The sequence below is a fragment of the Saccharopolyspora sp. NPDC003752 genome, from assembly GCF_053605825.1.
The window spans coordinates 1-24241 of record NZ_JBSGJZ010000054.1; the positions used below are offsets into that span (position 1 = coordinate 1).

Sequence of the window (24241 nt, forward strand, 5' to 3'; positions counted from 1 at the left end):
CTTCGTGTGGACCAAAACCGCTGACGAGATCCTCGCCAGCCTCGCCCACTACTGCACCAGAATCAATAAAACCATTAACGACTCAGAACACTAGGTCGTGTTTTATAAGCGGCGGTAGCCGCTTGCGGTGCGGGACTCAACTCGCACCGCCGCGGGTTCACGGTGCCCACTCCCCTGGAGTTCTCCCTGCGAGGACAGCCCCGACGTGGTGAATTGGTCATTCATGAGTCGGGGATCCCACAGCGAGGGGGCATCTGAGGTTCCGCCACCCGCACCGCTACGCAAACCAATTTCGAAACATCTCTACGCGTTGATGTTGGTCAGCTGGAAGCTGTCGTAGTGGTCCTGGGTGTAGAAGTACTCGCCGCCGTCGCCGACCACGAACCGGCGGGCGCCGCGGTCGTCGCTGCCGGGGGTCTTGACGGTGTACTCGTGGTAGTAGCCGCTGGCGCACTGCGGCAGGATGCCTTCCCGGTTCTGGAAGACCGTGCCGTCCTGCGGGTACGGGTAGGGGCCGCCCTTCTTGATCAGGTTGACCGTGTCCGTCGCCTCCTTCGGCAGCGCCGAGAGGTCGACCTTCTGGAAGCCCGAGGTGTCCCCGCACGGCGCCTGCGCGACGGCAGCCGTCGGCGCGGCGGACAGGGCGCTCGCCTGGAACCCGACCAGCCCCACCACGGCGATCAGACCGGCCAACAGGACCTGGAGCGTCTTCGACGTGATCCGCTTCATGGTCGAGCACGCTACGTCGATGACGTGATCACGCACTGGCGCTGACGTGAACCCGAAATGTCACGTGGCACCATCGTGGGACGCGATTGAGCCGATCGGCCCAATCGCGGTCAGTTCTGCTCGGCGAGCCGGTCGAGGAGCCGGCGCTCGATCGTCGGCGGCAGCAGGTTCGACACGTCGCCGCCGTAGGTGGCGACCTCCTTGACCAGCGAGCTGGCCAGGAAGCTGTACAGCGGGTTGGTGGACATGAACATCGTCTCGACCCCGGACAGCTGCTGGTTCATCTGCGCCATCTGCAGCTCGTAGTCGAAGTCGCTGACCGCGCGCAGGCCCTTGACGATCGCGCCGATGTCGTGCGCCTTGCAGTAGTCCACGAGCAGGCCGTGCCAGGCGTCGATGCGCACGTTCGGCCACTGGGCGGTGACCTCGCGCAGCATCTCCAGCCGCTCTTCGACGCTGAACAGGCTCTTCTTGTTCTTGTTGATGAGCACCGCGACGACGACCTCGTCGAACAGCTTCGACGCTCGCTCGATGATGTCCAGATGACCGTTCGTCACCGGGTCGTAGGAGCCAGGACACACGGCACGCCTCATGAGCTGGCACGTTAGCAGCAGCCAGGGGCCGCCCCCACGATCACGTGGCGCGGGTCACCGCATGGGTCGTGAGTGCGAAAACGGGCTCCAGCCCGGCTTCGCGCTCACGACTGCTCGTGCGCGGCCCAGTGGACGGCGGTGTCGCCGTAGCGCTTGGTGCGGAAGGCCCGCAGCGGCGGCGGCCAGTCCGGTTCGCCGCTACGCACCGCGCGCTCGACGATGACGAGGCTGCCCGGCGCGGTCCAGCCGTTCGGGGCCAGCCCGGCCAGCACGCGCTGCAGCAGCTCGGGCGCGAGGTCGTAGGGCGGGTCGGCCAGCACCACGTCGAACGGCTGCGCCGTCGGGGTGCCGATCAGGGTCTCGGCCTTCGCCTGCTCCACCCGGATGTCGCGGAACCCGAGCGACGCGGCGTTGCGGCGCAGCAGCTGGGCGGCGCGCCGGTCGGATTCGACGAACGTGGCGTGCGCGGCGCCGCGGGAGAGGGCTTCGAGGCCGAGCGCCCCGGAGCCGCCGTAGAGGTCGAGCACCCGCGCGCCGGCCAGCTCGATGGCCGATTCGAGCGCGCTGAACAGGGCTTCCCGCACCCGCTCCGAGGTGGGTCTGGTGCCTCGCGGGGGCACGTCGATGCGCCGCCCGCCCACGCTTCCGGCCACGATCCGAGTCACCCGACCATCGTCGCGCACCCGCGTCCGACCGGTGCTCCGCGGGCCTGGCAAGCGGCACCGCGGCGCAAAACGCCCGCCGGGCGCTCTCGCGCGGCGGGCGTTGGTGTTCGGCTCAGTTTACGCCTGGGTATTCGGGTTCTTAGCTCCTGGGAGCAGCAAGCAGCTGCCGCGACGGGCCGTAGGCTGATTGGTCTGCCCACTGCACCACACGGGGAGAACGACACAGGTGTCCGAAGCGTCCACCAAGCAGGCCGAGATCGCGGTCGAGCAGCAGCACGTCGACCGGGTTTACGCCCGGCTCGACGAACTGCGCGCCGAAGCCGAGGCGATGCGCGACAAGAGCTACGAGTACGGCCTGGAGGCCACTCCCGAAGCGCTGAACGAGCGCGACGTGATGCTGTACCACGCGAACCGGACGCTGCAGGCGCTGAACGCGGAGTCCGAGGGGCTGGTGTTCGGCCGCCTGGACTTCGCCGGCGGCGACGCCGTGCACATCGGCCGGCTGGGCATCCGCGACCCGCAGTTCGACAACCTGCTGGTGGACTGGCGGGCCCCGCTGGCCGCGGCGTTCTACCAGGCCACTCCCGAGCAGCCGTTGGACGTCGTGCGGCGCCGGGTGATCCGCTCCTCCCGCGAGCAGGTCGTCGACCTCTCCGACGACCTGCTGGACCCGGACCGGGCGCCGGCGGACATGCGGGTGATCGGCGACGGCGCGCTGATGGCGGCGCTGACCCGGTCGCGCGGCGACTCGATGCGCAACATCGTCGCCACCATCCAGAAGGAGCAGGACGACGCGATCCGGGCGCCCGAGGGCGGGGTCACCGAGATCACCGGCGGCCCGGGCACCGGCAAGACCGCGGTGGCGCTGCACCGCGCCGCCTACCTGCTCTACCGCGAGCAGCGCCGGCTCGGCGGCCCCGGGGTGCTGGTGGTCGGCCCGTCCCCGGTGTTCATGTCCTACATCTCCCGCGTGCTGCCGTCGATGGGCGAGCACAACGTCGAGCTGCGGGCGCTCGGCGAGGTGCTGGACGGCATCGGCACGGCCAAGATCGACGATCCGCGCACGGCGGAGGTCAAGGGCTCCTCGCGGATGGTCAAGGTGCTCCGGCGGGCGCTGCGGCTGCCGCCGCCGGACGCCCCGGACCACCTGCAGATGTTCTACCGGGGCACGGTGCTGAAGCTGCAGGCCGACGAGCTGAAGCGGATCCGCCGCTCGCTGCACAACAAGGGCGGGCAGCCCAACCGGTACCGGATGCGCGCGGCCGACGCGCTGCTGGAAGCCCTGTGGCAGCAGGCGAAGCAGGCCGCCGACGAGGACTTCCAGCCCGACCGGGAGCGGCTGATCAGCGAGATCGGCGAGCGCATCGAGTTCCACCGGTTCCTGGTCGCGTGGTGGCCGCCGCTGTACCCGATGCAGGTGTTGCGCTGGCTGTCCGACCCGGCGCGGCTGTCCCAGGCCGCCCGCCGGTTGCTGTCGGCCGAGGAGGTCGACCTGCTGGCGAAGTCGTGGTCCGAGGTGACCGAGTGGACGGTCGCCGACATCGCGCTGATCGACGAGCTGCGGGTGCTGGCCGGGCCGCCGCCGAAGCGCCGCCGCACCGATCCGGAGGCGGAGCAGTCGCGCCGCGCGGTCAACTACGACGAGTACGCGCACGTGGTGGTCGACGAGTCGCAGGACCTCTCGCCGATGCAGTGGCGCATGGTGGGCCGCCGCGGGCGGCACGCGAGCTGGACGATCGTGGGCGACCCGGTCCAGTCGTCGTGGCCCGATCCGGCGGAGGCCGCCGCGGCGCGGCAGGAGGCGTTGAGCGCGCAGCGCACGCACCGCCGGTTCACGCTGCGCACCAACTACCGGAACTCGGCGGAGATCTTCGCCGTCGCCGCCGACGCGGTCCGCGACCTGGTGCCGGCCGACGACCTGCCGGTCGCGGTGCGCACGACCGGCATCGAGCCGGCGGTGCGCGAGGTGGCCGCCGACGAGCTGCCGCAGGCGGCGCGGTCGGCCGCGGTGGAGCTGGTGGCGGCGGCCGAGGGCACGGTGGGCGTGGTCACCACGATGGCCCGCCGCGACGAGGTCCGCGAGTGGCTGTCCACTGTGGATGGCTCCGACTCGGACCGGCTCCGCGTGGTCGGCAGCCTGGAGGCCAAGGGCATGGAGTACGACGCGGTGGTGGTCGTCGACCCGGACGGCCTGGCCGCGGAATCCAGCACCGGCCGCCGGGCCCTCTACGTGGCGCTCAGCCGGGCGACCCAGCTCCTGACGGTCCTCAAGACGCCGTAGGAGTGGTCGCCCGAAACGACCTCTCGGCCCGCGAAGATCTATCGAAAGTTGGACGCCAGGCCGCCCGGGTTCCCGAAAGCCTGGGCGCATGAAGAAACTGCTCACCATCGTGCTCGGCGCGGGGCTGCTCGCGGCGGGGACGGTGCACGTCGCGTCCGCCGAACCGGGGCCGTCCTGGCAGGACTGCGGGGACGGCCTGCAGTGCGGCCGGATCGACGTGCCGGTCGACTGGGCCGATCCCGGCGGCGACCGGATCGACCTGGGACTGGCCAGGCTCCCCGCGCAGGATCCGGCCAACCGCAAGGGCACGCTGCTGGTCAACGTCGGCGGCCCCGCCCAGCAGATCTCGGTGCTGCGCCAGTCGAAGGCCGCCTTCGCCGACCTCACCCGGTGGTTCGACGTCGTCGTCTCCGACCCGCGCGGCTTCGAGGAGAGCGCCGGGGTGCGGTGCCCGGACCCGATGCCCATGCCGGAGAACGCGGAATGGGTGTTCCCGGACCGGGCCACCTACGACGCCTACGCCGCCGGGAACCGGCGTTTCGGCACCGGCTGCGCCGAAGCGGCCGGGCCGCTGGCGGGCAGGCTGAACACGTGGCAGGTCGCCCGCGACATGGACGCGATCAGGACCGCGTTGGGCGAGGAGGAGCTGAACTACTACGGCAACTCCTACGGAACGGTCTTCGGGCAGGCCTACGCCGAGTTCTTCCCGGACCGCATCGGCCGGATGTACCTGGACAGCGTCATGGACCACACCAACCGGTCCTGGCCCGCCTGGCTGCTGCCGCGCGCGAAGACCATGGAGGCGAACCTCGACCGCTTCGCGCAGTGGTGCGCCGCGGAACCGGGATGCGCGCTGCACGGCCGGGACGTGCTCCAAGTGTGGGACGAGGTGCTGGCGCGCGCCGAGCGCGATCCCATCCCCGCCCCCGGCGCCGGGCCGAACGCCACCGCCGGCGCGACGCTGATCGTCTCGCGCGCCAATCCCGGCTACGAGGGCCGGTGGCCCGAACTGGCCACGTCGCTGCTGGAGGCGCACGCCGGTGACGCCACCAGATTCGCCAAAACCCCCACCGGCGGGATGGATCCCGCGCTGAGCCGGATCATGTTCTGCGCCGACTTCCCGTATCCGACCGAGTACGGCGAGGTCAAGGCGCTGGAAACCGCTCTGCGGAGCCGAACTCCGCGCATCGGCTGGGCCACCGCGTGGCAGATGTCCTACCACTGCGCCGGTCTCCCCGAGACGACGAACTTCCGGCCGCATCCGATCCGCCCGCACGGCCTCCCGCCGATCCTCATCGCGAGCGGCGAATACGACAGCACCACCCCGCCGCAGGACGCGCGCCGGGTGACCGCACAGCTCGACGGCGCCCGCTACCTGCCGGCCAAGGGCGCTCACGCGCTCTACCTCAGCGGGCACCCCTGCGTGCGGGACCGGGTGCACCGGTACCTGACCACCGGCGAACTGCCGCCGGAAGGCACCGCGTGCGGTGCTGCATCCTCTTGACATGCGCTACGTGCGGGAAATCCTGCTCATCGCGGGCGTTTCGGCCGCGCTGATGCTGGTGGCGTGCCTGGAGCGGCGGGTCCCCGTGGACCTGCCGCTGCTGGCCGCCTTCAGCATCGGCGTCTGCCTCCCGCTGCCGGCCCGCCGGGCGCTGCCGCTGACCGTCGCGGTGGCGTCCGCGGTGATCGCGCTGCTGGGCATGGCTTTCCTGCCGAACTGGCCCGGAATGCTCGTCGCGATGGGTGCGTTCTGCGCCGCCGTCTACCACCGGCCGCGAAACCCGTTGCTGGTGCTGGCGATCGCCACCTGCTGGTCGGTGGGCACGCTCCTGATCGCCGGCGGGCCGGTCCAGGTCTTCACCGCGACCGACCTGATCGTCATGGCCATCGCCCCGGTAGCCACGGGTTACGCGTTGCGGCTGCACCGCGAGCGGGCGGGCCAGGCGCTCCGGCTGCAGCGCGCCGAGTCGGACCGCCTGCTGGCCGAAGAACGGGCGTGGCTCACCAGGAACGTGCACGACAGCGTCGGCCACCACCTGACCGCGATCAGGTTGCAGGCCACCGCGACCCGCCGCGCGCTCGACGGGGCTTCGCCGGTCGCCGACCGTGCGCTGGGCACGATCTCGGAGCTCTCGCGGACCGCGCTCGGCGAAGTGCGGAACCTGCTGCGGGAATTGCGGGAGGAACCGGCCTGCGGTCAGCCGGGCCTGGCCGACCTGGACCGGCTCGCCGACCGGCTCTCCTCCCCGGAGCGCGAGGTCAGCCTGCACCGCACCGGCATCGCGGCCGCGCTGCCGCCGGCCGTCGACCGGACCGCGTACCGGGTGGTGCAGGAGGCCCTGACGAACGCCGCGCGCCATTCCGGTGCGGCGGAAGTCGTCGTCCACCTGCGGCAGGACGAGCGGAGCCTGCACATCGAGGTCACCGACGACGGCCCGCCGACCGCCGCGGGAGCCGAGGGCCAGGGCATCCGCGGCATGCGGGAACGCGTGCACCTGCTCGGCGGGACGCTGTCGGCGGGCCCGGCCGATCCGGGCGGCTGGCGGGTCGCGGCGGAACTGCCCGTGGAGAGGACGGACCGGTGACGATCCGGGTGCTGGTGGCCGACGACCAGGAGGCGGTGCGCGACGCGCTCCGCCTGGTCCTGGACGGCGAGCCGGACATCGAGGTCGTCGACGTGGCGGCCAACGGAGCCGAAGCGGTTCGGCTCGCGCAGTGGCGACGGCCCGACGTCGTGGTGATGGACCTGCGGATGCCGCACCTGGACGGGATCGCGGCGATCCGCCGGCTCATGGGCGCGCGACCCGCGCCCCGGGTGCTGGCGCTGACGACCTTCGACCTCGACGAATACCTCTTCGGCGCGCTGCAGGCGGGCGCGGCCGGGTTCCTGCTCAAGGACAACGAACCCGACGTGCTGGTGGCCGCGGTCCGCGAGCTGCACCGGGGCCGGGGGCTGGTCGACCCGCAGGTCACCGGGCGCCTGATCAGCCGCTTCGCGGCGCTCTCGCCGCACCCGGCGACCCCGGAGCTGGACCGCCTCACGCCCCGCGAGCACGACGTGCTGCGGCTGGTGGCGCGCGGGATGAGCAACGCCGAGATCGCCGCCGCCTGCACGATCGAGGAAGGCACGGTGAAGACCCACGTGAACCGGATCCTGGCGAAGCTCAGCCTGCGAACCCGAGTGCACGCGGTGATCTACGCCTACGAACACGGCCTCGTCTCCCTCGACCGGTGAGAGCCTGCCTTTCCGGTGTTCCCGTTTTTCTCCTGCGCTGAATGGGAATTCCACACTTTCTCCAGAAGGTGCGCCGATCAGGCGGACTTGCTGGAAGGCGGGCGCGCCCGGGAGTAGCGTCGCCTTCGAACGCGGGGCGACTCCGCGTTGGGTCCGGAGAATTCGGCGGCGCGACCGCACTCAGGTCCGCACTTCGCACGAGTCCGAATTCGCTTTCTTCCACCCGCGCGTCCGCACGCCACCGGTTCGGTTCATGCACCGCCTTCTGATCACGTGAGCGATGGGAGGTCCGCCATGTCCTACGTCCACTGAGAACAGTCGCGAAGCTGAGCAATGGTCGGTGCCTCCGCGAAGCGCGGGAGGCACCGGCTTTCCAGTCGTGCCGAGGAGTGCCGATGACCGCTTCGCCCACCGACACCGGTGAGATCTTCCGCCCGCTGTCCCCCGAGATGCTCGCCGACCCCTACCCGGTCTACGCGCGGCTGCGGGCCACCGACCCGGTGCACTGGCACGAACAACTGCAATCCTGGGTGCTGACCGGCCACGACGACTGCTCTCGCGTGTTGCGCGAGCCGACCGTCTTCGGGTCCGACCCGCGCCGGCTCGGGCTGCCGATCCCGGACTCGGTGATCAGCCTGCAGACGATGGACGCCCCCGAACACCCGGAAGTGCGGCACCACTTCGTGCGGGCGTTGCGCGGGCAGGACCTGGACCGCTGGGCCGCCGAGGTCCGCACGACCGCCGACGAACTGCTCCGCCGCGCCGCCGGCGGTCCGTTCGACTTCGTCGCCGACATCGCCGAACCGCTGGCGCTGCACGCGATGTGCCTGCTGTGCGAGGTCCCGTACCCGGACGACGACCGACCGCTGCGCGGAGCGTCCCGAACGATGGTGCTCGGCATGGATTCCGGCCTGGACCCGCAACGCCGGGAACCGGCGCTGGCGGCCCGCGAGGTGCTCAACGACATCGTGGCGCGGTGGGTTTCCACCGCGCGGACCGGGCTGTTCGCCGGGTTCGCCGAAATCGGTTCGATCGACCGGCGACACCTGGTGAACTCGGCGAAAGCGGTGTTCGACGCGGGTTATTCCTCGACCAGCAACATGCTGGGCAACGTGGTGCACCGGCTGGTGCGCCGGCAACCGCTGGAAACGGAAAGACTGCGCGGGCTGGGCACCGACGGGGTCGCCGAACTCGGCCGCCTCGACCCGGTGGTGCAGGCGGTGAGCCGGTTCTGCCTGGCGGACGTCGAACTGGGCGGACGCCCGCTGCGGCGCGGTGACGTCGTGATCGCCATGCTCGGCGCGGCCAACCACGACCCGGCGGTCTTCCCGAACCCGGACGAGCCGGACCTCACCCGCCCCGCAGGCCCGAACCTGCTGTACGGGCGCGGCGCTCACTCGTGCCTGGGCGGACACCTCGCCAACCGGATCGGCGTCGCGCTGCTGCACGCGATGGCGGACGCATTCGATCGCATCGAACCGGCCGGAGCGGCGCGGCAACGCCCCACTGCCACCCAACGCGGCCTGGACGAACTGCCGCTGCGCGCGAGCTGATCAGCGCCCGGATTCGGCGCGGACGTCCGCGGCGTACACCGCGAACCGGCCGACTGCCCATGCCACCGCACCGGCGCTCTGCCGCATCGCATCCCGGTTGATGTGCGCCAGGTCGTCGCACGGCTGGTGGTAGCACGGGTCGTAGAACTGCCCCGCGGTACCGCCGAAGATCGCCGCCTCCTCCGGCGTCTTGATGCCGCGGATGCCACCGTGCGCCCCGCCCGAGGGCACCCCGGCCGCGATGAAAGCCTCGCTGTCGGACGGCATCGTGGCGAAGTCGGCGCTGAGCACGGGTGCGTGCTGCACGCGGTACCCCTGCGTCATCACGCCCTCCACCGCACCGGAACCGGGCGGCGCGCCCGGGCCCCCGGTGTCCGGGTGCTCGCTGTCGTCGCCGTCCATCACGAAGTGCGCGTAGTTGCCCGAGGCGAGCATCTCGAAGTTCAGGTACAGCGCGATGTCGCGGATCTCCTCCGGCGTGAGCGAGTCGACGTAGTGGTGCGACCCGACGTTGATCAGCTCCTCCGCGCCCCAGAACGCGAACCGGACCTTGTTCGGCACGACCTGCTGGTAGGGCGCGAGCCGCAACGCCGCCTGCAACACCGCCGCAGCGCTGGACCCGTTGTCGTTGACGCCCGGGCCGTCCGGCGCGCTGTCCAGGTGGGCACCGACCATCACCACGTTGTCGGCAGCGCCGCCGGCGGTCTCGGCGAACACGTTCACCGTCGTGCCGTACTCATCGTGCCCGCGCAGATCCACTGTGACCGGTCGCCCCGCCTGGCCCGCTAGTTCCTCGGCGACGAGCTGCGTGACGTGCCCGACGGGGATCGCCGAATCCGGTGCGCGCAACCGCAGGACCGCCCACGGCGCGGGCGAAACGTCGTGCAGCACAAGCGCTGCCGCACCGGCCGCGCCGGCGGCCCGGGCCTTGTCCGGGGTGGTGCAACCGCCGGTGCGCACCAATGCGACCGCGCCTCGGACGTCGGGCGGGAAATCGGCGGCCTCGCAGCCGGGGGTGGCGTCGTCGGCGGCGCCGAGCACGAACAGCGGCGCGGTGATACCGCCTTCCGGGGTGGACGGCGCGTACTGGGACATCAGGATGCGCACCGCCGATCCGTCCGGCGCGGTCAGACGCTCCACATCGGCGCGGAAACCGTGGTACGGCACGTCCTGGTAGGTCACTTGGTACCCGGCCGCGCGGAGCTGGTCGGTGAAGTAGCGCACCGAAGCGTCGTACCCGGGGGTGCCCGTAGCGCGGTTCCCGCCGTTGGCGGCGGCGATGCCGTCCAGCGCGGCCAGGTGCGCCACGCTTTCGTCGTCACCTGCGGCGATCCGGTCGGCGAGCCATTCGCGGTCCACCGCACCTGCGCTCGGCGCCGTCGCGAGGACCAGCAACACCGCCAACGCAACACCCAGCCGTCTCATGCCGAACCTCCCGGATCAGTAACCGGATCATGGCACGGAGCCGATCTCCCCGGCAGCGACGAACGGACCAACCCAGCCCACCCCGTCCGGTCGGAAGCCGCAATGCCCAGAACCCCCTCTGAAACACTGAAAGCGGGCCTCCTCCTGGGGAAACGGCCCGCTTTCGGTTTCCGGCCGCGCGGCCTACCGCACCGGTTCCACCGGCCGGTCCGCGCGTTCGTCGTAGGCGTGCCGGGCCTGCAGGATGTCTGCCAGGTTTCCCTCCGCCCACCGGAGCACCGAGTCCAGCAGTTCGCCGGCGCTGCGGCCGAGTTCGGTCAGCTCGTATTCCACCCGCGGCGGGATCGTCGGGTAGACGCTGCGACTGACCAGCCCGTCCCGCTCCATGTTCCGGAGCGTCTGGGTCAGGCTCTTCTGCGTGATCCCGTCCAGCCGGCGGCGGAGTTCGTTGAACCGGCGCGGCCCCGCCCGCAGCGCGCTCACCACCAGCATCGTCCACTTGTTCCCGATCACGTCCAGCACCGTCCGCGATGGGCAGGTGCGCAGATATGCGTCGGCTCCGCCGTGTTCGCGCATGTCGATGAAGGTATCCACGAGGTACCTGTATATCGTTCAGGTGCCTTCTTCCCAACCGGTACCGGGTTTTCGAAGAATGGAGATCGCGGCCGAGGACACCGGCCGAATCCGTCCGGTACAGGAGAGCAAAAACCATGCGCGCGATCACCCAGCGCTCGTTCGGCGGGCCCGAAGTCCTGGAAGTCGTCGATGCCGCCCGCCCGAGGCCGCTGCCCTCGGAGGTCCTGATCCGGGTGCACGCCATCGGCTTGAACCCGGTCGAGGCGATGGTCAGGGCCGGGACCCTACCCTTTCTCGGCGAGCCGCCGTTCACCCTCGGCTGGGACATCTCCGGCGTCGTCGAAGCGGTCGAACCGGGCGCCACCCGGTTCGCGGTCCGCGACGAGGTCTTCGGGATGCCGTTCTTCCCGCGCGCCGCCGGCGGCTACGCCGAGTACGTGGTGGCGCCGACCCGCCAACTCGCCCGCAAACCCGCAAACCTCGATCACGCGCACGCCGCAGCGCTGCCGCTCGTAGGCCTGACCGCGTGGCAAGGACTGGTCGAGGTCGCCGAGGTCGGTCCAGGGCAGCGGGTGCTGATCCACGGCGCCGGCGGCGGGCTGGGGCACGTCGCGGTGCAGATCGCGAAGGCGCACGGCTGCCACGTCATCGCGACCGCCAGCGCGGGCAAGCACGATTTCGTTCGAAGCCTCGGTGCCGACGAGGTGATCGACTACCGCACGACGGACTTCGCGGCGGCGGTCCAGGACGCGGACGTCGTCTTCGACGTGATCGGCGGCGACAACGGCCCCCGATCGCTGCGGGCGCTACGCCCCGGCGGCCTGCTGGTCTCTGCCGTGGACCGGGGCAACGAGGCACTCGCCGCCGAAGCGGCGGCGGCGGGACGGCGTTTCGTCGGCATCACCGTGGAGCCCGACTACGTCGCGCTGGAGCGGATGGCCGGCCTGGTCGCGGCCGGGAAACTCAGCCCGCACGTCGCCCGGACCTTCCCACTGGAGGACGTGGCAAAGGCGCACGAACTCGTCGCCGCTGGAAGCACCACCGGCAAGATCGTCCTCACCGTCTGACCGCGCCCACCACGGGAACGCGAAGGCGGGCCGCCTCCTGGAGGAGACGGCCCGCCTTCGGTTTCCGGATCAGCCGAGCTCGATGATCAGGTCGCCGCCCTCGACCTGCTGGACCGCGCCGATCGCCAGGCGCTTCACCCGGCCGCCCTGCGGGGCCGTGATCGCCGCCTCCATCTTCATCGCCTCGATGGTGGCGATCGTCTGGCCCGACTCCACCGCGTCGCCTTCGCCGACCGACAGCGTCACCACGCCCGCGAACGGCGCCGGCACGTGGCCGGGGTTGGACCGGTCGGCCTTCTCCGCGACCGGCAGGTTCGTGGCCACCGAGCGGTCGCGGACCTGGATCGGCCGCAGCTGCCCGTTCAGGATGGCCATCACGGTGCGGATGCCGCGCTCGTCGGGCTCGCTGATCGCTTCCAGGCCGATCAGCAGCCGCACGCCCGGCTCCAGGTCCACCGAGTACTCCTCGCCCGCGCGCAGCCCGTAGAAGAAGTCCTTGCTGCGCAGCAGGGAGGTGTCGCCGTACGCCTCGCGGTGCTCGGTGAACTCCTTGGTGGGCTTGGCGAACATCAGCCGGTTCAGGGTGCCCCGGCGGTCCGAGACGAGTCCCTCGCGGTCCTCATCGGACAGTTCCGCGAGCTTGCGCACCGCGGTGCGGCCCGCCAGCGCGCGGGTGCGGAACGGCTCCGGCCAGCCCGCCGGCGGCTCGCCGAGCTCGCCCTGCAGGAACCCGATCACCGAGTCCGGGATGTCGAACTTGCGCGGGTCGGCCTCGAAGTCGGCCGGGTCCACGCCGGCGCCCACCAGGTGCAGCGCCAGGTCGCCGACCACCTTCGACGAGGGGGTCACCTTGACCAGCCGGCCGAGGATCCGGTCGGCCGCGGCGTACATCGCCTCGATCTCCTCGAACTTGTCGCCCAGCCCGAGCGCGACCGCCTGGGTGCGCAGGTTCGACAGCTGGCCACCGGGGATCTCGTGCTTGTACACGCGCCCGGTCGGCGACGCCAGGCCCGCCTCGAAGGGCTGGTAGACCTTGCGCACCGACTCCCAGTACGGCTCCAGGTCGCACACCGCCTGCAGGTCCAGCCCGGTGGCCTGCTCGGTGTAGTCGGTGGCGGCCACCACCGACGACAGCGCGGGCTGCGAGGTGGTGCCGGCCAGCGACGCCGTCGCGGCGTCCACCGCGTCCGCCCCGGCCTGGACTGCCGCCAGGTAGGTGGCCAGCTGGCCGCCCGGCGTGTCGTGGGTGTGCACGTGGACCGGCAGGTCGAATTCCTTGCGCAGCGCGGAGATCAGCTTCGCCGCCGCCGGCGGGCGCAGCAGCCCGGCCATGTCCTTGACCGCCAGCACGTGCGCGCCGGCGTCGACGATCTGCTCGGCCAGCCGCAGGTAGTAGTCCAGCGTGTACAGCTTCTCGTCCGGGTTGGACAGATCGGCCGTGTAGCACAGCGCGACCTCGGCGACCGACTTCCCGGTGGCCCGCACCGCCTCGATGGCCGGGCGCATCTGCTCGACGTCGTTGAGGGCGTCGAAGATGCGGAAGATGTCGATGCCGGTGTCGGTGGCCTCCTGCACGAAGTGCTCGGTCACCTCGGTCGGGTAAGGCGTGTAGCCGACCGTGTTGCGGCCGCGCAGCAGCATCTGCAGGCAGATGTTGGGCACGGCCTCGCGCAGCTTCGCCAGCCGCTCCCACGGGTCCTCGGCGAGGAACCGCAGCGCCACGTCGTAGGTCGCGCCGCCCCAGCACTCCAGGGACAGCAGCTCCGGCGTCAGCCGCGCCACGTGCGGCGCGACCGCGAGCAGGTCGCGGGTGCGTACTCGGGTCGCCAGCAGCGACTGGTGGGCGTCCCGGAAGGTGGTGTCGGTGACGCCGACGGCCTTGGATTCCCGCAGCCAGCGGGCGAAGCCCTCCGGGCCGAGCTCGGTGAGGCGCTGCTTGGAGCCGGCCGCCGGCGGCACCGACAGGTCGATCGCCGGCAGCTTGTGCACCGGGTCCGGGGTGGTCGGGCGCTCGCCGTTGGGCCGGTTGACGGTGACGTCGGCGAGGTAGTTCAGCAGCCGGGTGCCGCGGTCGGCCGAGTGGCGGGCGGTGAGCAGGTGCGGCCGCTCGCCGATGAACGACGTGGTGACCTTGCCCGCGGCGAAGTCCGGGTCGTCCAGCACCGCCTGCAGGAACGGGATGTTCGTGGACACGCCGCGGATCCGGAACTCGGCGACCGCGCGGCGGGCGCGGGCGACGGCGGTGGCGAAGTCGCGGCCCCGGCAGGACAGCTTCACCAGCATCGAGTCGAAGTGCGCGCTGACGCTGGTGCCGGCGAACGCGGTGCCGCCGTCGAGCCGGATGCCCGCGCCGCCCGGCGAGCGGTAGGCGCTGATCATGCCGGTGTCCGGGCGGAACCCGTTGGCCGGGTCCTCGGTGGTGATGCGGCACTGCAGGGCCGCGCCGCGCAACCGGATCGCGTCCTGCGTCATGCCGAGGTCTTCGAGCGTCTCGCCGGCGGCGATGCGCAGCTGCGACTGCACCAGGTCTGCGTCGGTGACCTCCTCGGTGACCGTGTGCTCCACCTGGATGCGCGGGTTCATCTCGATGAACACGTGGCGGCCCTGCTCGTCGACCAGGAACTCCACGGTGCCCGCGTTGACGTAGCCGATCTTGCGGGCGAAGGCGACGGCGTCGGCGCAGATCCGTTCCCGCAGCCGCGGGTCCAGGTTCGGCGCCGGGGCGATCTCGATGACCTTCTGGTGGCGGCGCTGCACGGAGCAGTCGCGCTCGTAGAGGTGGATCACGTTGCCCGCGGCGTCGGCGAGGATCTGCACCTCGATGTGCCGCGGGTTGATGACCGCCTGCTCCAGGAAGACCGTCGGGTCGCCGAAGGCCGATTCGGCCTCGCGCATCGCGGCTTCCAGCGCCTCGCGCAGCCCGGCGGGGTCGTCGACGCGACGCATGCCGCGCCCGCCGCCACCGGCGACGGCCTTGACGAACACCGGGAACGTCATGCTCTCGGCGGCGGCGAGCAGCTCGTCGATCTCGCGGGACGGCGCCGAGGAGTCCAGCACCGGCACGCCGGCCTCGCGGGCGGCGGCGACCGCGGTCGCCTTGTTGCCGGTCATCTGCAGGATCTCGTGGCTGGGGCCGACGAAGGTGATCCCGGCTTCCCGGCAGGCGCGCGCCAGCTCGGGGTTCTCGGAGAGGAAGCCGTAGCCGGGGTAGACGGCGTCCGCGCCGGCCTCCCGCGCGGCCTTGACGATCTCCTCGACGGACAGGTAAGCGCGGACGGGATGCCCAGGCTCGCCGATCTCGTACGACTCATCGGCTTTCAGGCGGTGCAGCGAGTTGCGGTCTTCGTGGGGGAACACCGCGACCGTGCCCGCGCCTAGTTCGTACGCGGCGCGGAACGCGCGGATCGCAATCTCGCCGCGATTCGCGACGAGGACCTTGCGGAACATGCCGGCTCCTCCTGGGCAGGTGTCGGTCGGTGTGAGCACCGTACCGCGAAAATTCCCCTAACCGGGAGAACCTCTCAGGTGATGGACACCTCGCTACCTTTATGACCTGCCCAAATACTCAATTGATGCAAGGTCTAAACCAAAAGAAATCGACGCTAATTTTTCTTCTGCCGAATTTTCGATCTCTTACTAGCGCTCAGGCGTGGCGCCCGCTCCGGACTGCCGCCCGATCGGCGGCCGGCGGACCCCAGAAGACCACAAGACCGTGGATGGCGCTGAAAACCCGACCGCGACGCCGCACCGGGGAGCCACCGATGCCACCGCGCCCTCACGTTCTCGACACCAGGGCAGCCGACGTCCACGCCTGGACCGCCACCCCGCCGACCCGGCCGAGCTCCCGGTCAGGCCTGCGCACGGTGGCCTCGTTCCTCTCTCGACGCCCTGAGCCCCGCACCTGACCCCAGGCGCTGACACCGGCACGGCCCGCATCGCATTTCCGAGGCGAACGGACCGCTCACCTCACCAACCGAGACGAACGGGCCGTTCGCTCAGCTCTTCTCCAGGTACTCCGCGCGTTCGGCGTCGACGACCTCCGCGACCATCCGCGCCAGACCCGGGTGGTTCCGCAGCCGCGGGTCGTCGCCGACCACCCGGTCCGCCTCCTCGCGGGCCTGGGCGATCACTTCCTCGTCGCGCAGCAGCGACAGCATCTTCAGCCCCGACTTCCGGCCCGACTGCGCCGCGCCGAGGATGTCGCCCTCGCGGCGCAGCTCCAGGTCCAGGCGCGCCAGCTCGAAGCCGTCCGTGGTGGAGGCGACCGCGTCCAGCCGGTCCCGCGTCGTGGTACCCGCCATCGCCTCGCTGACCAGCAGGCACAGGCCCGGCGCGCTGCCCCGGCCGACGCGGCCGCGCAGCTGGTGCAGCTGGCTGACGCCGAACCGGTCGGCGTCCATGATCACCATGACGGTCGCGTTCGGGACGTTGACGCCGACCTCGATGACGGTGGTGGCGACCAGCACGTCGAGCTCGCCCGCGGCGAAGGCGCGCATCACCGCGTCCTTGTCGTCGGCGGGCAGCCTGCCGTGCAGGATGCCCAGCCGCAGGCCCGCCAGCGGCCCGGCCGCGAGCTGCTCCGCGACGTCGAGCACCGCCAGCGGCGGCCGCCGCTCCTCGCCGTCCTCCGGCGGCGGCTCCTCGCCGCCGCCGTCGCTGTCGTCCACAGCGGACTTCGCCGCTTTCTTCTTGCCCTTGCCCGGGTTCTCCTCGTCGTCGCCGATCCGCGGGCACACCACGTAGACCTGGTGCTCGGCCGCGACCTCCTCGTGGATGCGCGCCCAGGCCCGGTCCAGCCAGGCCGGCTTCTCCGCCACCGGAACGACGCTCGTGCTGATCGGCGAGCGGCCGCGCGGAAGTTCCCGCAGCGCCGAGGTTTCCAGGTCGCCGTAGACCGTCATCGCCACCGTGCGCGGGATCGGCGTCGCGGTCATGACGAGCACGTGCGGCGACGCGTCGTCCCCGCCGCGCGCCCGCAGCGCATCGCGCTGCTCGACGCCGAAGCGGTGCTGCTCGTCCACCACGACCAGGCCGAGATCCGCGAACGACACCCGGTCCTGGATCAGCGCGTGCGTACCGACGACGATCCCGGCTTCGCCGGAAGCCGCCTCCAGCAAGGCCTTCTTGCGCTGCGCCGCGTTCAGCGAGCCGGTCAGCAGCGTGACGCGGGTGGCGTTCTCCGCGCCGCCGAGCTCGCCGGCCATCGCCAGGTCGCCGAGCAGTTCCCGCAGCGATCGGGCGTGCTGCGCGGCGAGCACCTCGGTCGGCGCGAGCATCGCCGCCTGCCGGCCGGCGTCCACCACCTGCAGCATCGCGCGCAGCGCCACCACCGTCTTGCCGCTGCCGACCTCGCCCTGCACCAGGCGGTTCATCGGGTGCTCGGTGGTCAGATCGGCGGCGATCTGCTCGCCGATCTCCTGCTGCCCCTTGGTCAGCTCGAACGGCATCCGCTGGTCGAACGCCGCCAGGACGCCGTCGTCGCGCATCCGGCACACCGGCGCCGGGTGCGACTTCGCCGCGCCGCGCAGCTGCGCGAGCGCCAGCTGCACCGCCAGCGCCTCGTCCCACTTCAGCCGGTCCTGCGCGGCCTGGACGTCGCCGAAGTTCTGCGGGCGGTGGATCTTGCGCAGCGCCGACTCGAGATCGGCCAGCCCCATCCGGTCGCGCAGCTCCGCCGGCAGCGGGTCTTCGGCGCCGTCCCAGACGTCCAGCACCTGGCCCACGCACCGCGCGATGGACCACGACGGCAGGCCCTGCGCGGCCGGGTAGACCGGGAGCACCGCGGAGGCGAATTCCTCGGCCGCCGAACCGAGATCGGTCTTGTCCGCGTCGAAGAGCTGGTATTCGGGGTGCGCCAGCTGCAGCTGGTCGCGGAAGGCGGTGACCTTGCCCGCGAACATGCCGCGCCGCCCCGGCAGCAGCTCGCGCTCCCGCCACGCCTGGTTGAAGAACGTGCAGCTCAGCGAGCGGTGGCCGTCGGTGATCCGGGCCTCGACGATGGTGCCGCGGCGGGACTTCATGGTGCGCTTGCTGACCCGCTCGACCTTCGCGAGCACCGTGGCGTGCTCGCCGAGCTCCAGCCCGGCGATCGCGGTCAGCTCGCCGCGCTCGGCGTAGCGGCGGGGGTAGTGGCGCAGCAGATCCCCCACCGTGACGAGGCCCAGCGCCGAATCGAGCGCCTTGCCGGTCTTGGCGCCGAGCACCCGATCGAGCTTCGCGTCCAATGTGGTCACTGCATGTCCTCCGCCGTGCGCATCGTCACCGGTCGTCCCGCCGGGCAGGCACCCGCAAGTTATCGGACGGCACCGACGAGTCGATCAGTCGGTGGCGGCGACCCGCGCGCTCTGGCTGCCCAGCCGCCAGCCGAGCCAGCCCGCCAGCGCACCGCCCAGCAGCAGCCAGCCCTGCGCGTGGAGATCGACGGTGTCCCGGAAGTCCGTGGCGTCCAGGTTGGTGAGCGTGGTCAGCACGACGGTGCCGAGCATCAGCGAGCCGAAGACGCCCAGCGCCGCCCCGGCCCAGGCCAGGCCGCGCCGCCGCAGCACCCCGCGGACCCCGAACACGCTCCACACCGCGGCGACCGCCAGCCACCAGACGAGCTTGTCGAACAGGAAGTCGCGCAGCGAGCTGGAACTCTTCGGCGCCCCCGACGACGTCCACTCGATCGCGATGGGCTCCGGCAACCGCGCGCGCAGCAGCAGCGGGACGGCGATCATCAGCAGCGCGATGAGCACGGTCCAGCCACCGACGAACCACAGATACCGGCTTCGGACACTCACTGGACGCTCCCGGGACAGTCGAGGACCAGTAACGACAGTAGCGCCAGGCCGCCGCCACCGGTCGGCCCGGCCGGGCATCGCCGACCGGGCCGGGGCTGGTCAGGCGGCCGCGACCGGCTGCGGGGCCCGGTCCAGGCGCCACCGGCGCGTCACGAACAGCGCCAGCGCGGCCATCAGCACCCAGCCGACCAGGCCGGTGACCCCGGCGATGACCACGTTCGGCGGCTCGGCCGCGGAGCCCAGGATCATCGGCAGACCGGCGGACGCGTTGAACGAGCCGTGGCACAGCACCGCGGGCCAGACGCTGCCCGAGTACAGCCGCAACCAGCCCATCAGCACCCCGTAGATCACGCAGAACCCGGTGAACAGGACCGCCGCCCAGGCGCCGAGCTGCGGGTAGTTGTAGCCGAGCAGCGTCAGCGGTGCGTGCCAGACGCCCCAGATCAGGCCGGAGAGCAGCAGCGCGGGCCAGGTGCCGAACTCCATCAGCCGAGGCAGCAGCCAGCCCCGCCAGCCCCACTCCTCGCCGAAGGCGAGCACCGAGTTGATCAACGGCGCGAACAGGACCATCGCCACCAGCTGGATCAGCACGAGGGTCCCGACGCCGACCGGCGGGGCGCCGCCCATGGCCTCGCGCATCAGGCTGAAGTCGAAGTCCACCGCGAGGACCCCGACGGCCGCGCTCAGCGCGACGGCCGCCGCGCTGAGCAGCGGCGTGCCGAGCCAGGCGGCCAGCAGCAGCACGACCGTGCGCCCCTTGCGCGGCCCGAAGGTCAGGCCGGTCGCGCGGGCCCATTCGCGGGCCGGCACGCGGCGGTCCAGCAGTCGCACCGCGAGCACGCCCAGCGTCGGCGTGAACATCATGACTCCGGCGAGCCACGGGAAACCGCTGCCCAGGCCGCCCGCGAGCCACAGCGGCAGCGCCACCAGCCACGCGCCGCCCAGCGCCACCAGCAAGTACACCCACAGATCGCGACGTCCCACGTCGTCTCCCCTCACAGCGCCGAGCGTTCGGTGATGAGCGCGTTGACCAGTTCCGCGCCGCGTTCGGCGTGGTCGACGCTGATGTAGAAATCGCGGCCGGAGGTCAGCCGCAGGACCAGGCATTCGCCGCCGCGCAGCATGATCGCGGTGCTGCTCGGCCGAACCCGGTAACCCCAGCCGCCGACCTCCAGCGGCCGGCGGGTCCCGACCCGCGCGCCGTCGATCTTCGCCAGCGGGATCAGCCGGGCCGGCCAGCGCTGCGGCCCGAACGCGACCCGGACCCCGCGCTCGTCGATCTGCACCCGCGCCGAGGACAGGGCCAGGCAGGCCGCGCCCGCCAGCAGCGGGACCAGCACGACCGGCCAGGGCTGGAAGACGGCGGTCGCGGCCGCGGCCAGCAGCACGAGCCAGCCACCCGCGCGGAGCGCCGGGCTCGACACCGACGCCAGCCACACCGCCCGCTGGCCCGGCTTCAGCGCCAGCTCCGGCCCCTCGGCCGCGTCTTGCGCGCCCTCGTCCGGCCCCCGGTGGCAGGCGAACCAGCCGAGCCGGCCGGCGAGCGCCGCGATCAGCAGCACCGGGATCATCTGCCAGTTCATCGACCGCGCCTGCCGCCACTCGGCGACGTCGAGGTTCGCCCACACCGTCAGCGCCGCCAGGCCGATCATGAACACCGCGCCGGCGGCGAGGATGGCGCCCGCGGCGGCGCGGGTGCGGCGTACCCGCCAGCCGCGCGCGGCGTACCCGGCGACGGCCGACCCGAGCACCAGCCAGCCGATAGGCACGAAGATCAGGAAACCCGCGACCGACGTCGAATCGTCCGGCGCGCCGGCGAAGCCCCAGTGCGACGCGATCGGATCGGGCAGCCGGTCGCGGAAGGCCCGGATGCCGAAGTGGAGCACCGCCGCCACGGCCACGACCCAGAGGCCCGAGGCGGCCAGGAACCGGGTGCGGTAGGTCATTTCGCCTCCTGCGTCTGGTGGGCCACCCGACTCCGGCCCGGATGAATCCCTCATCTCTCCCCCTGCCTGATCCATTCGATGACGTCGTCCGGCCGATAGCCGTGGCGCTCGGCCTCGGCCAATAGGTCGCCGACCTTCCGCTGCAGCGCGGCCTTCGCATCCGGGCGGCGCAGCACCGTGACGCCGCGCCCGCGGCGGAACTCCAGCAGCCCCTCTTCGCGCAGCTCGCGCAGCGCGCGGAGCACGGTGTTGGGGTTGATCTGCAGCGCGACCGCCAGGTCCCGCGCGGGCGGCAGCCGATCGCCCGGCGCGACCTCGCCGTCGGTGATGGCGCGCCGGATGGCGTCGGCGGCCTGCTCGTGCAGCGGCCGCTGATCGTGCAAATCCAACGAAAGCAACATGGTGCTAATGACACTAGCACCATTCATTTCTTATGTGCCAGCAGCCTCACCGTTCGCGCAGGTCAGGACCCGTGCGTACTTCTTGTCGCCATAGCAGCAAGAAATGCACACGGGCCTGACCAGGCAAAACGCGAACGCATCGGAGCGATGCGGGTGTCGGCGGAGGTGCTACTCGACGCCGATGAGGAGCAGTGCGTCGAGGTTCCCGCCCGGGTAGTGGGCGAACTCGACCTCGGGATGGGCGTGGCGGAGGTGTCCGGCCAGCGCGTCCGGCAGACCGTCCGGGGCATCGGCCCGGACCAGCGCCGTGAGCAGCTCGCCACCGGTGGCGAGCATCCTGGTGGCGAGCTCGCGGGCCGCGACGGGCACGTCGTCGCCGATGAGCACGACCTCGCCGTCGATCAGCCCGAGCACGTCGCCGGGCAGGCAGCGGCCGACCCAGGTCAGCGCCTCGGCATCGGCGATGCGCAGCTCGCCGCGCCGCGTCGCGGCCGCCGCCTCGGCCATCGCCACCTGGTCGGCGGCCCGGCGCCGGGTCGGATCGTGCACCGCGAGCGCGGCCAGCCCCTGCACCGGCGACGCCATCGGCACCACGACCACGTCCTGCCCCTCGTCGACCGCGCCGACCCGCTCCACCGCGGCGGCCGTGGCCGCGTCGTTGGGCAGCACGACGACGTGCGCGGCGCCGGTCGCGACGAACGCCTCGCGGAGCCGCTCCTCGGTCAGCTCCGCGCCGCCGACCAGCACATCCGCGCCCTCGGCGGCGAACAGCTCTCCCAGGACGTCGTCGGTGACGCAGGCGAGCACGGCGACATCCCGCGCGAACGCGGCCTGCTGGTCGGCGAACCGGGTGACCTTGATCTTGTGCACGCGCCCGGTCCCGATGCCCGACTCGATCGCCGCCCCGATGTCGTCGCAGTGCACGTGCACGGCCCAGGAATCCGCGCCGTCACCGACCACCGACACGCAGTCGCCGAGCGCGCACAACGCAGCGCGCAGCGCCGCGACCCGGTCCTGATCGGTGTCGGCCAGCAGGTACATGACCTCGTACTCGTGCTGCGACTCGTGCTCCAGCACACCCGAATCGCCCGGCACCGGCGCCTCCGGCGCGAGCCGCTCGCCATCGCGCACCACCGCGTGCAACGCGTCGAGCACGATCACCAGGCCCCGCCCGCCGGCATCGACGACGCCGGCGCCGGAGAGCGCCGCGAGCTGGCCCGGAGTGGCGGCCAACGCGTCGACAGCCGCCCGGGTCGCGCGGTGCACGACCGCGTCGAGCTCGCCGGAACCGGCCGCGAGCGCCGCGGCGCGCAACACCGACAGCACCGTGCCCTCAACGGGCTCGGCGACGGCCTGCCTGGCCAGCTCGTCCGCGCGGGCCAACGCCACACCGAACGCCCCGCCGTCGGCTTCGGCGACGTCGCGCAACGACTCTGCGATACCGCGCAGGGCCTGTGAGAGCAGCACACCGGAGTTCCCGCACGCGCCGCCGAGCGCGCCCTTCGACAGCGCGGCGAGAACACCGCCGAGCGTGTCCGGCTCGACCGCGTCGAGCGCTTCCACCGCCGCGCGCATCGTGTGCAGCAGGTTGGTGCCGGTGTCGCCGTCGGCGACCGGGTAGACGTTGATCCGGTCGATCGCGTCGCGCTCGGCCGCCAGCCCGGCCAGCGCCAGGTCAGCCCACCTGCGGGCAGCCGCCGCAGTCAGCGTCCGCAACACCCGCGACCTCCCACGCCGCCACCTACGATCGGATTGTCCGAGACTAGTCGCTGTCCGCGCCGGGTTCGGCACGCATCGGCACTCGCCCCCACCGCCGGGAGCGCCTTCGCCGGTGGGCTACACTGATCCGGTCCCAGGGTGGCGATGACCCCGGGCAACCGGGTTCTCCGGGCTGAGGCCGCCGGTCACGGCGGTGGACAGTGAGCGCTCACGCGAGGCTGATGCGGCCGTGGTGCGCTTGCGGCTCTCATCGCTGTAACCGTCAAGCAAAGTTAAGGGGTGTCTGACGTGGCTGCCGTCTGCGACGTCTGCGGTAAGGGACCAGGCTTCGGCAACTCGGTCTCGCACTCCCACCGGAAGACCAAGCGCCGGTGGAACCCGAACATTCAGACCGTGCACGCCAAGATCGGTCTTTCGCAGCGCAAGCGCATGAACGTGTGCACCTCTTGCCTGAAGGCCGGCAAGGTCGTCCGCGGCTGAACTCGACTGCGCGCAAAACCCCGGGGCCCAGCGCCCCGGGGTTTTCTGCGTTCACGGCCTCACGAGGCGTGGTTGCGCCACTGGGGGCCTACCTTTTCCCACTCCGCGGCCCAGGCCGCGAGTCGCCTGCGGGTCACGATCAGTCGGGCCCCCATCAGGGCGACCGTGGTGACCAGCGCAGATCCGAGCAGCACGCTCGCCCCGGCCATGCCTGCCGCCTGGGTCGCCTCGGCGCGGGTCAGCGGCGGCGAGGTCGGCAGGCCCTGCTGGTCCAGCCACACCGGGACGGTTCCGGCCGCCGGGGCGCGGGCCGGTAGCTCGATGACGGCGAAGCGCTCGTCCGGCGGCTGCCCCCAGCGCACCGCGACCGGCCGGTGCGCGTTCCCGGCGCCGCCGCCGTCGCCGAGCTCGGCGACGACCGTCGCCACCACCTGGTGCTTGGCCACCTGCTCGCGATCCACGTCGGCGAGCCGGCCGCGCAGCTCGGACTGCGCCACGAACAGGGCCGCCACCACGGTGGCGACCGCGATCAGCGCGACCAGCAGCAGCGCGGCCGGCTCGAAGTAGTCGGTGCGCCGCCGCAGCGGGTTCGCGCCCGGAAATATCCTGCGGATCAGGCACCGCAGCTCGCTGCCGTTCCGGCCGGCTCTCATGACGAGCCTTCTTCCGCCCTGAACGCATCATCCGGCAAGGGCCAATGTACGACCGGGCGGAACCGAAATCCATACGCCGCGAGCAGGCAAAACGCGCCTGCGCCGGGGCTTGCTCGGCGGCACTGGGCGGCCAGGC

20 protein-coding genes are annotated in these 24241 nt (G+C 71.8%); 7 read left to right on the plus strand and 13 right to left on the minus strand.

Going from position 1 to position 24241, the window contains the following annotated elements; all coding sequences use genetic code 11:
- Positions 1-303 precede the first annotated feature (303 nt).
- The 3 genes from ACWEV3_RS38990 to rsmD all read right to left on the minus strand — a co-directional run bounded on the left by ACWEV3_RS38990 (position 304) and on the right by rsmD (position 1987).
- Complete coding sequence (locus tag ACWEV3_RS38990) at positions 304-729, minus strand: ribonuclease domain-containing protein (RefSeq protein ID WP_452618717.1); 426 nt, start codon at positions 727-729, stop codon at positions 304-306.
- 110 nt (positions 730-839) lie between these two features.
- On the minus strand, positions 840-1322 hold the full coding sequence (coaD, locus tag ACWEV3_RS38995; protein WP_093262682.1) for a pantetheine-phosphate adenylyltransferase: 483 nt from the start codon (positions 1320-1322) through the stop codon (positions 840-842).
- A gap of 104 nt (positions 1323-1426) precedes the next feature.
- Positions 1427-1987, minus strand: a complete 561-nt coding sequence (gene rsmD, locus ACWEV3_RS39000; protein ID WP_452618718.1) for a 16S rRNA (guanine(966)-N(2))-methyltransferase RsmD — start codon at positions 1985-1987, stop codon at positions 1427-1429.
- A 226-nt stretch (positions 1988-2213) separates the two neighbouring features.
- Here rsmD and ACWEV3_RS39005 point away from each other — a divergent pair, with 226 nt between their 5' ends.
- The 5 genes from ACWEV3_RS39005 to ACWEV3_RS39025 all read left to right on the plus strand — a co-directional run bounded on the left by ACWEV3_RS39005 (position 2214) and on the right by ACWEV3_RS39025 (position 9059).
- The gene (locus ACWEV3_RS39005; protein WP_358575740.1) at positions 2214-4268 is read left to right on the plus strand and encodes a HelD family protein; all 2055 of its coding nucleotides are present in this window, start codon (positions 2214-2216) and stop codon (positions 4266-4268) included.
- Between the two features lie 88 nt (positions 4269-4356).
- Positions 4357-5772: an alpha/beta fold hydrolase gene (locus ACWEV3_RS39010; protein ID WP_452618719.1), complete on the plus strand. Its 1416-nt coding sequence runs from the start codon at positions 4357-4359 to the stop codon at positions 5770-5772.
- Between the two features lies 1 nt (position 5773).
- Positions 5774-6856, plus strand: coding sequence for a sensor histidine kinase (locus tag ACWEV3_RS39015; RefSeq protein ID WP_452618720.1), 1083 nt, complete (start codon positions 5774-5776; stop codon positions 6854-6856).
- A complete protein-coding gene (locus tag ACWEV3_RS39020) occupies positions 6853-7506 on the plus strand; it encodes a response regulator (protein WP_452618721.1) in 654 nt (217 codons plus the stop codon). Before ACWEV3_RS39015 ends, ACWEV3_RS39020 begins: the two co-directional genes overlap by 4 nt.
- 395 nt (positions 7507-7901) lie before the next feature.
- On the plus strand, positions 7902-9059 hold the full coding sequence (locus ACWEV3_RS39025; RefSeq protein ID WP_452618722.1) for a cytochrome P450: 1158 nt from the start codon (positions 7902-7904) through the stop codon (positions 9057-9059).
- Here the strand turns inward: ACWEV3_RS39025 and ACWEV3_RS39030 are convergent, their stop codons facing one another.
- Both ACWEV3_RS39030 and ACWEV3_RS39035 read right to left on the minus strand, forming a co-directional pair.
- Positions 9060-10484, minus strand: a complete 1425-nt coding sequence (locus ACWEV3_RS39030; protein WP_452618723.1) for a M28 family peptidase — start codon at positions 10482-10484, stop codon at positions 9060-9062.
- A 183-nt stretch (positions 10485-10667) separates the two neighbouring features.
- Complete coding sequence (locus tag ACWEV3_RS39035) at positions 10668-11060, minus strand: winged helix-turn-helix transcriptional regulator (protein WP_452618756.1); 393 nt, start codon at positions 11058-11060, stop codon at positions 10668-10670.
- Between the two features lie 134 nt (positions 11061-11194).
- On the opposite strand from ACWEV3_RS39035, the gene ACWEV3_RS39040 reads away from it, so the two are divergent.
- Entirely contained in the window at positions 11195-12127 is a 933-nt protein-coding gene (locus ACWEV3_RS39040; RefSeq protein ID WP_452618724.1) for an NADP-dependent oxidoreductase, read from the plus strand.
- Positions 12128-12196: 69 nt separating this feature from the next.
- Here ACWEV3_RS39040 and ACWEV3_RS39045 read toward each other — a convergent pair whose 3' ends face one another.
- The 7 genes from ACWEV3_RS39045 to ACWEV3_RS39075 form a co-directional block, all read right to left on the minus strand.
- Positions 12197-15574 (minus strand): pyruvate carboxylase, encoded by a 3378-nt coding sequence (locus tag ACWEV3_RS39045; RefSeq protein WP_452618725.1) that lies wholly within the window; start codon positions 15572-15574, stop codon positions 12197-12199.
- A gap of 548 nt (positions 15575-16122) precedes the next feature.
- On the minus strand, positions 16123-18360 hold the full coding sequence (recG, locus tag ACWEV3_RS39050; RefSeq protein ID WP_452618726.1) for an ATP-dependent DNA helicase RecG: 2238 nt from the start codon (positions 18358-18360) through the stop codon (positions 16123-16125).
- 84 nt (positions 18361-18444) lie between these two features.
- Positions 18445-18906, minus strand: a complete 462-nt coding sequence (locus ACWEV3_RS39055; protein ID WP_452618727.1) for a hypothetical protein — start codon at positions 18904-18906, stop codon at positions 18445-18447.
- A 99-nt stretch (positions 18907-19005) separates the two neighbouring features.
- Positions 19006-19890: a CPBP family intramembrane glutamic endopeptidase gene (locus ACWEV3_RS39060; RefSeq protein WP_452618728.1), complete on the minus strand. Its 885-nt coding sequence runs from the start codon at positions 19888-19890 to the stop codon at positions 19006-19008.
- 11 nt (positions 19891-19901) lie between these two features.
- A complete protein-coding gene (locus tag ACWEV3_RS39065; RefSeq protein WP_452618729.1) occupies positions 19902-20852 on the minus strand; it encodes a DUF1648 domain-containing protein in 951 nt (316 codons plus the stop codon).
- A 50-nt stretch (positions 20853-20902) separates the two neighbouring features.
- Entirely contained in the window at positions 20903-21241 is a 339-nt protein-coding gene (locus ACWEV3_RS39070) for a GntR family transcriptional regulator (protein ID WP_452618730.1), read from the minus strand.
- A gap of 180 nt (positions 21242-21421) precedes the next feature.
- Entirely contained in the window at positions 21422-22972 is a 1551-nt protein-coding gene (locus ACWEV3_RS39075; RefSeq protein WP_452618731.1) for a DAK2 domain-containing protein, read from the minus strand.
- A 288-nt stretch (positions 22973-23260) separates the two neighbouring features.
- Between ACWEV3_RS39075 and rpmB the strand changes: the two genes are divergently transcribed.
- Entirely contained in the window at positions 23261-23452 is a 192-nt protein-coding gene (gene rpmB / locus ACWEV3_RS39080) for a 50S ribosomal protein L28 (RefSeq protein WP_093262649.1), read from the plus strand.
- Between the two features lie 59 nt (positions 23453-23511).
- Here rpmB and ACWEV3_RS39085 read toward each other — a convergent pair whose 3' ends face one another.
- Positions 23512-24105, minus strand: a complete 594-nt coding sequence (locus ACWEV3_RS39085; protein WP_452618732.1) for an Rv1733c family protein — start codon at positions 24103-24105, stop codon at positions 23512-23514.
- Positions 24106-24241: the final 136 nt, after the last annotated feature.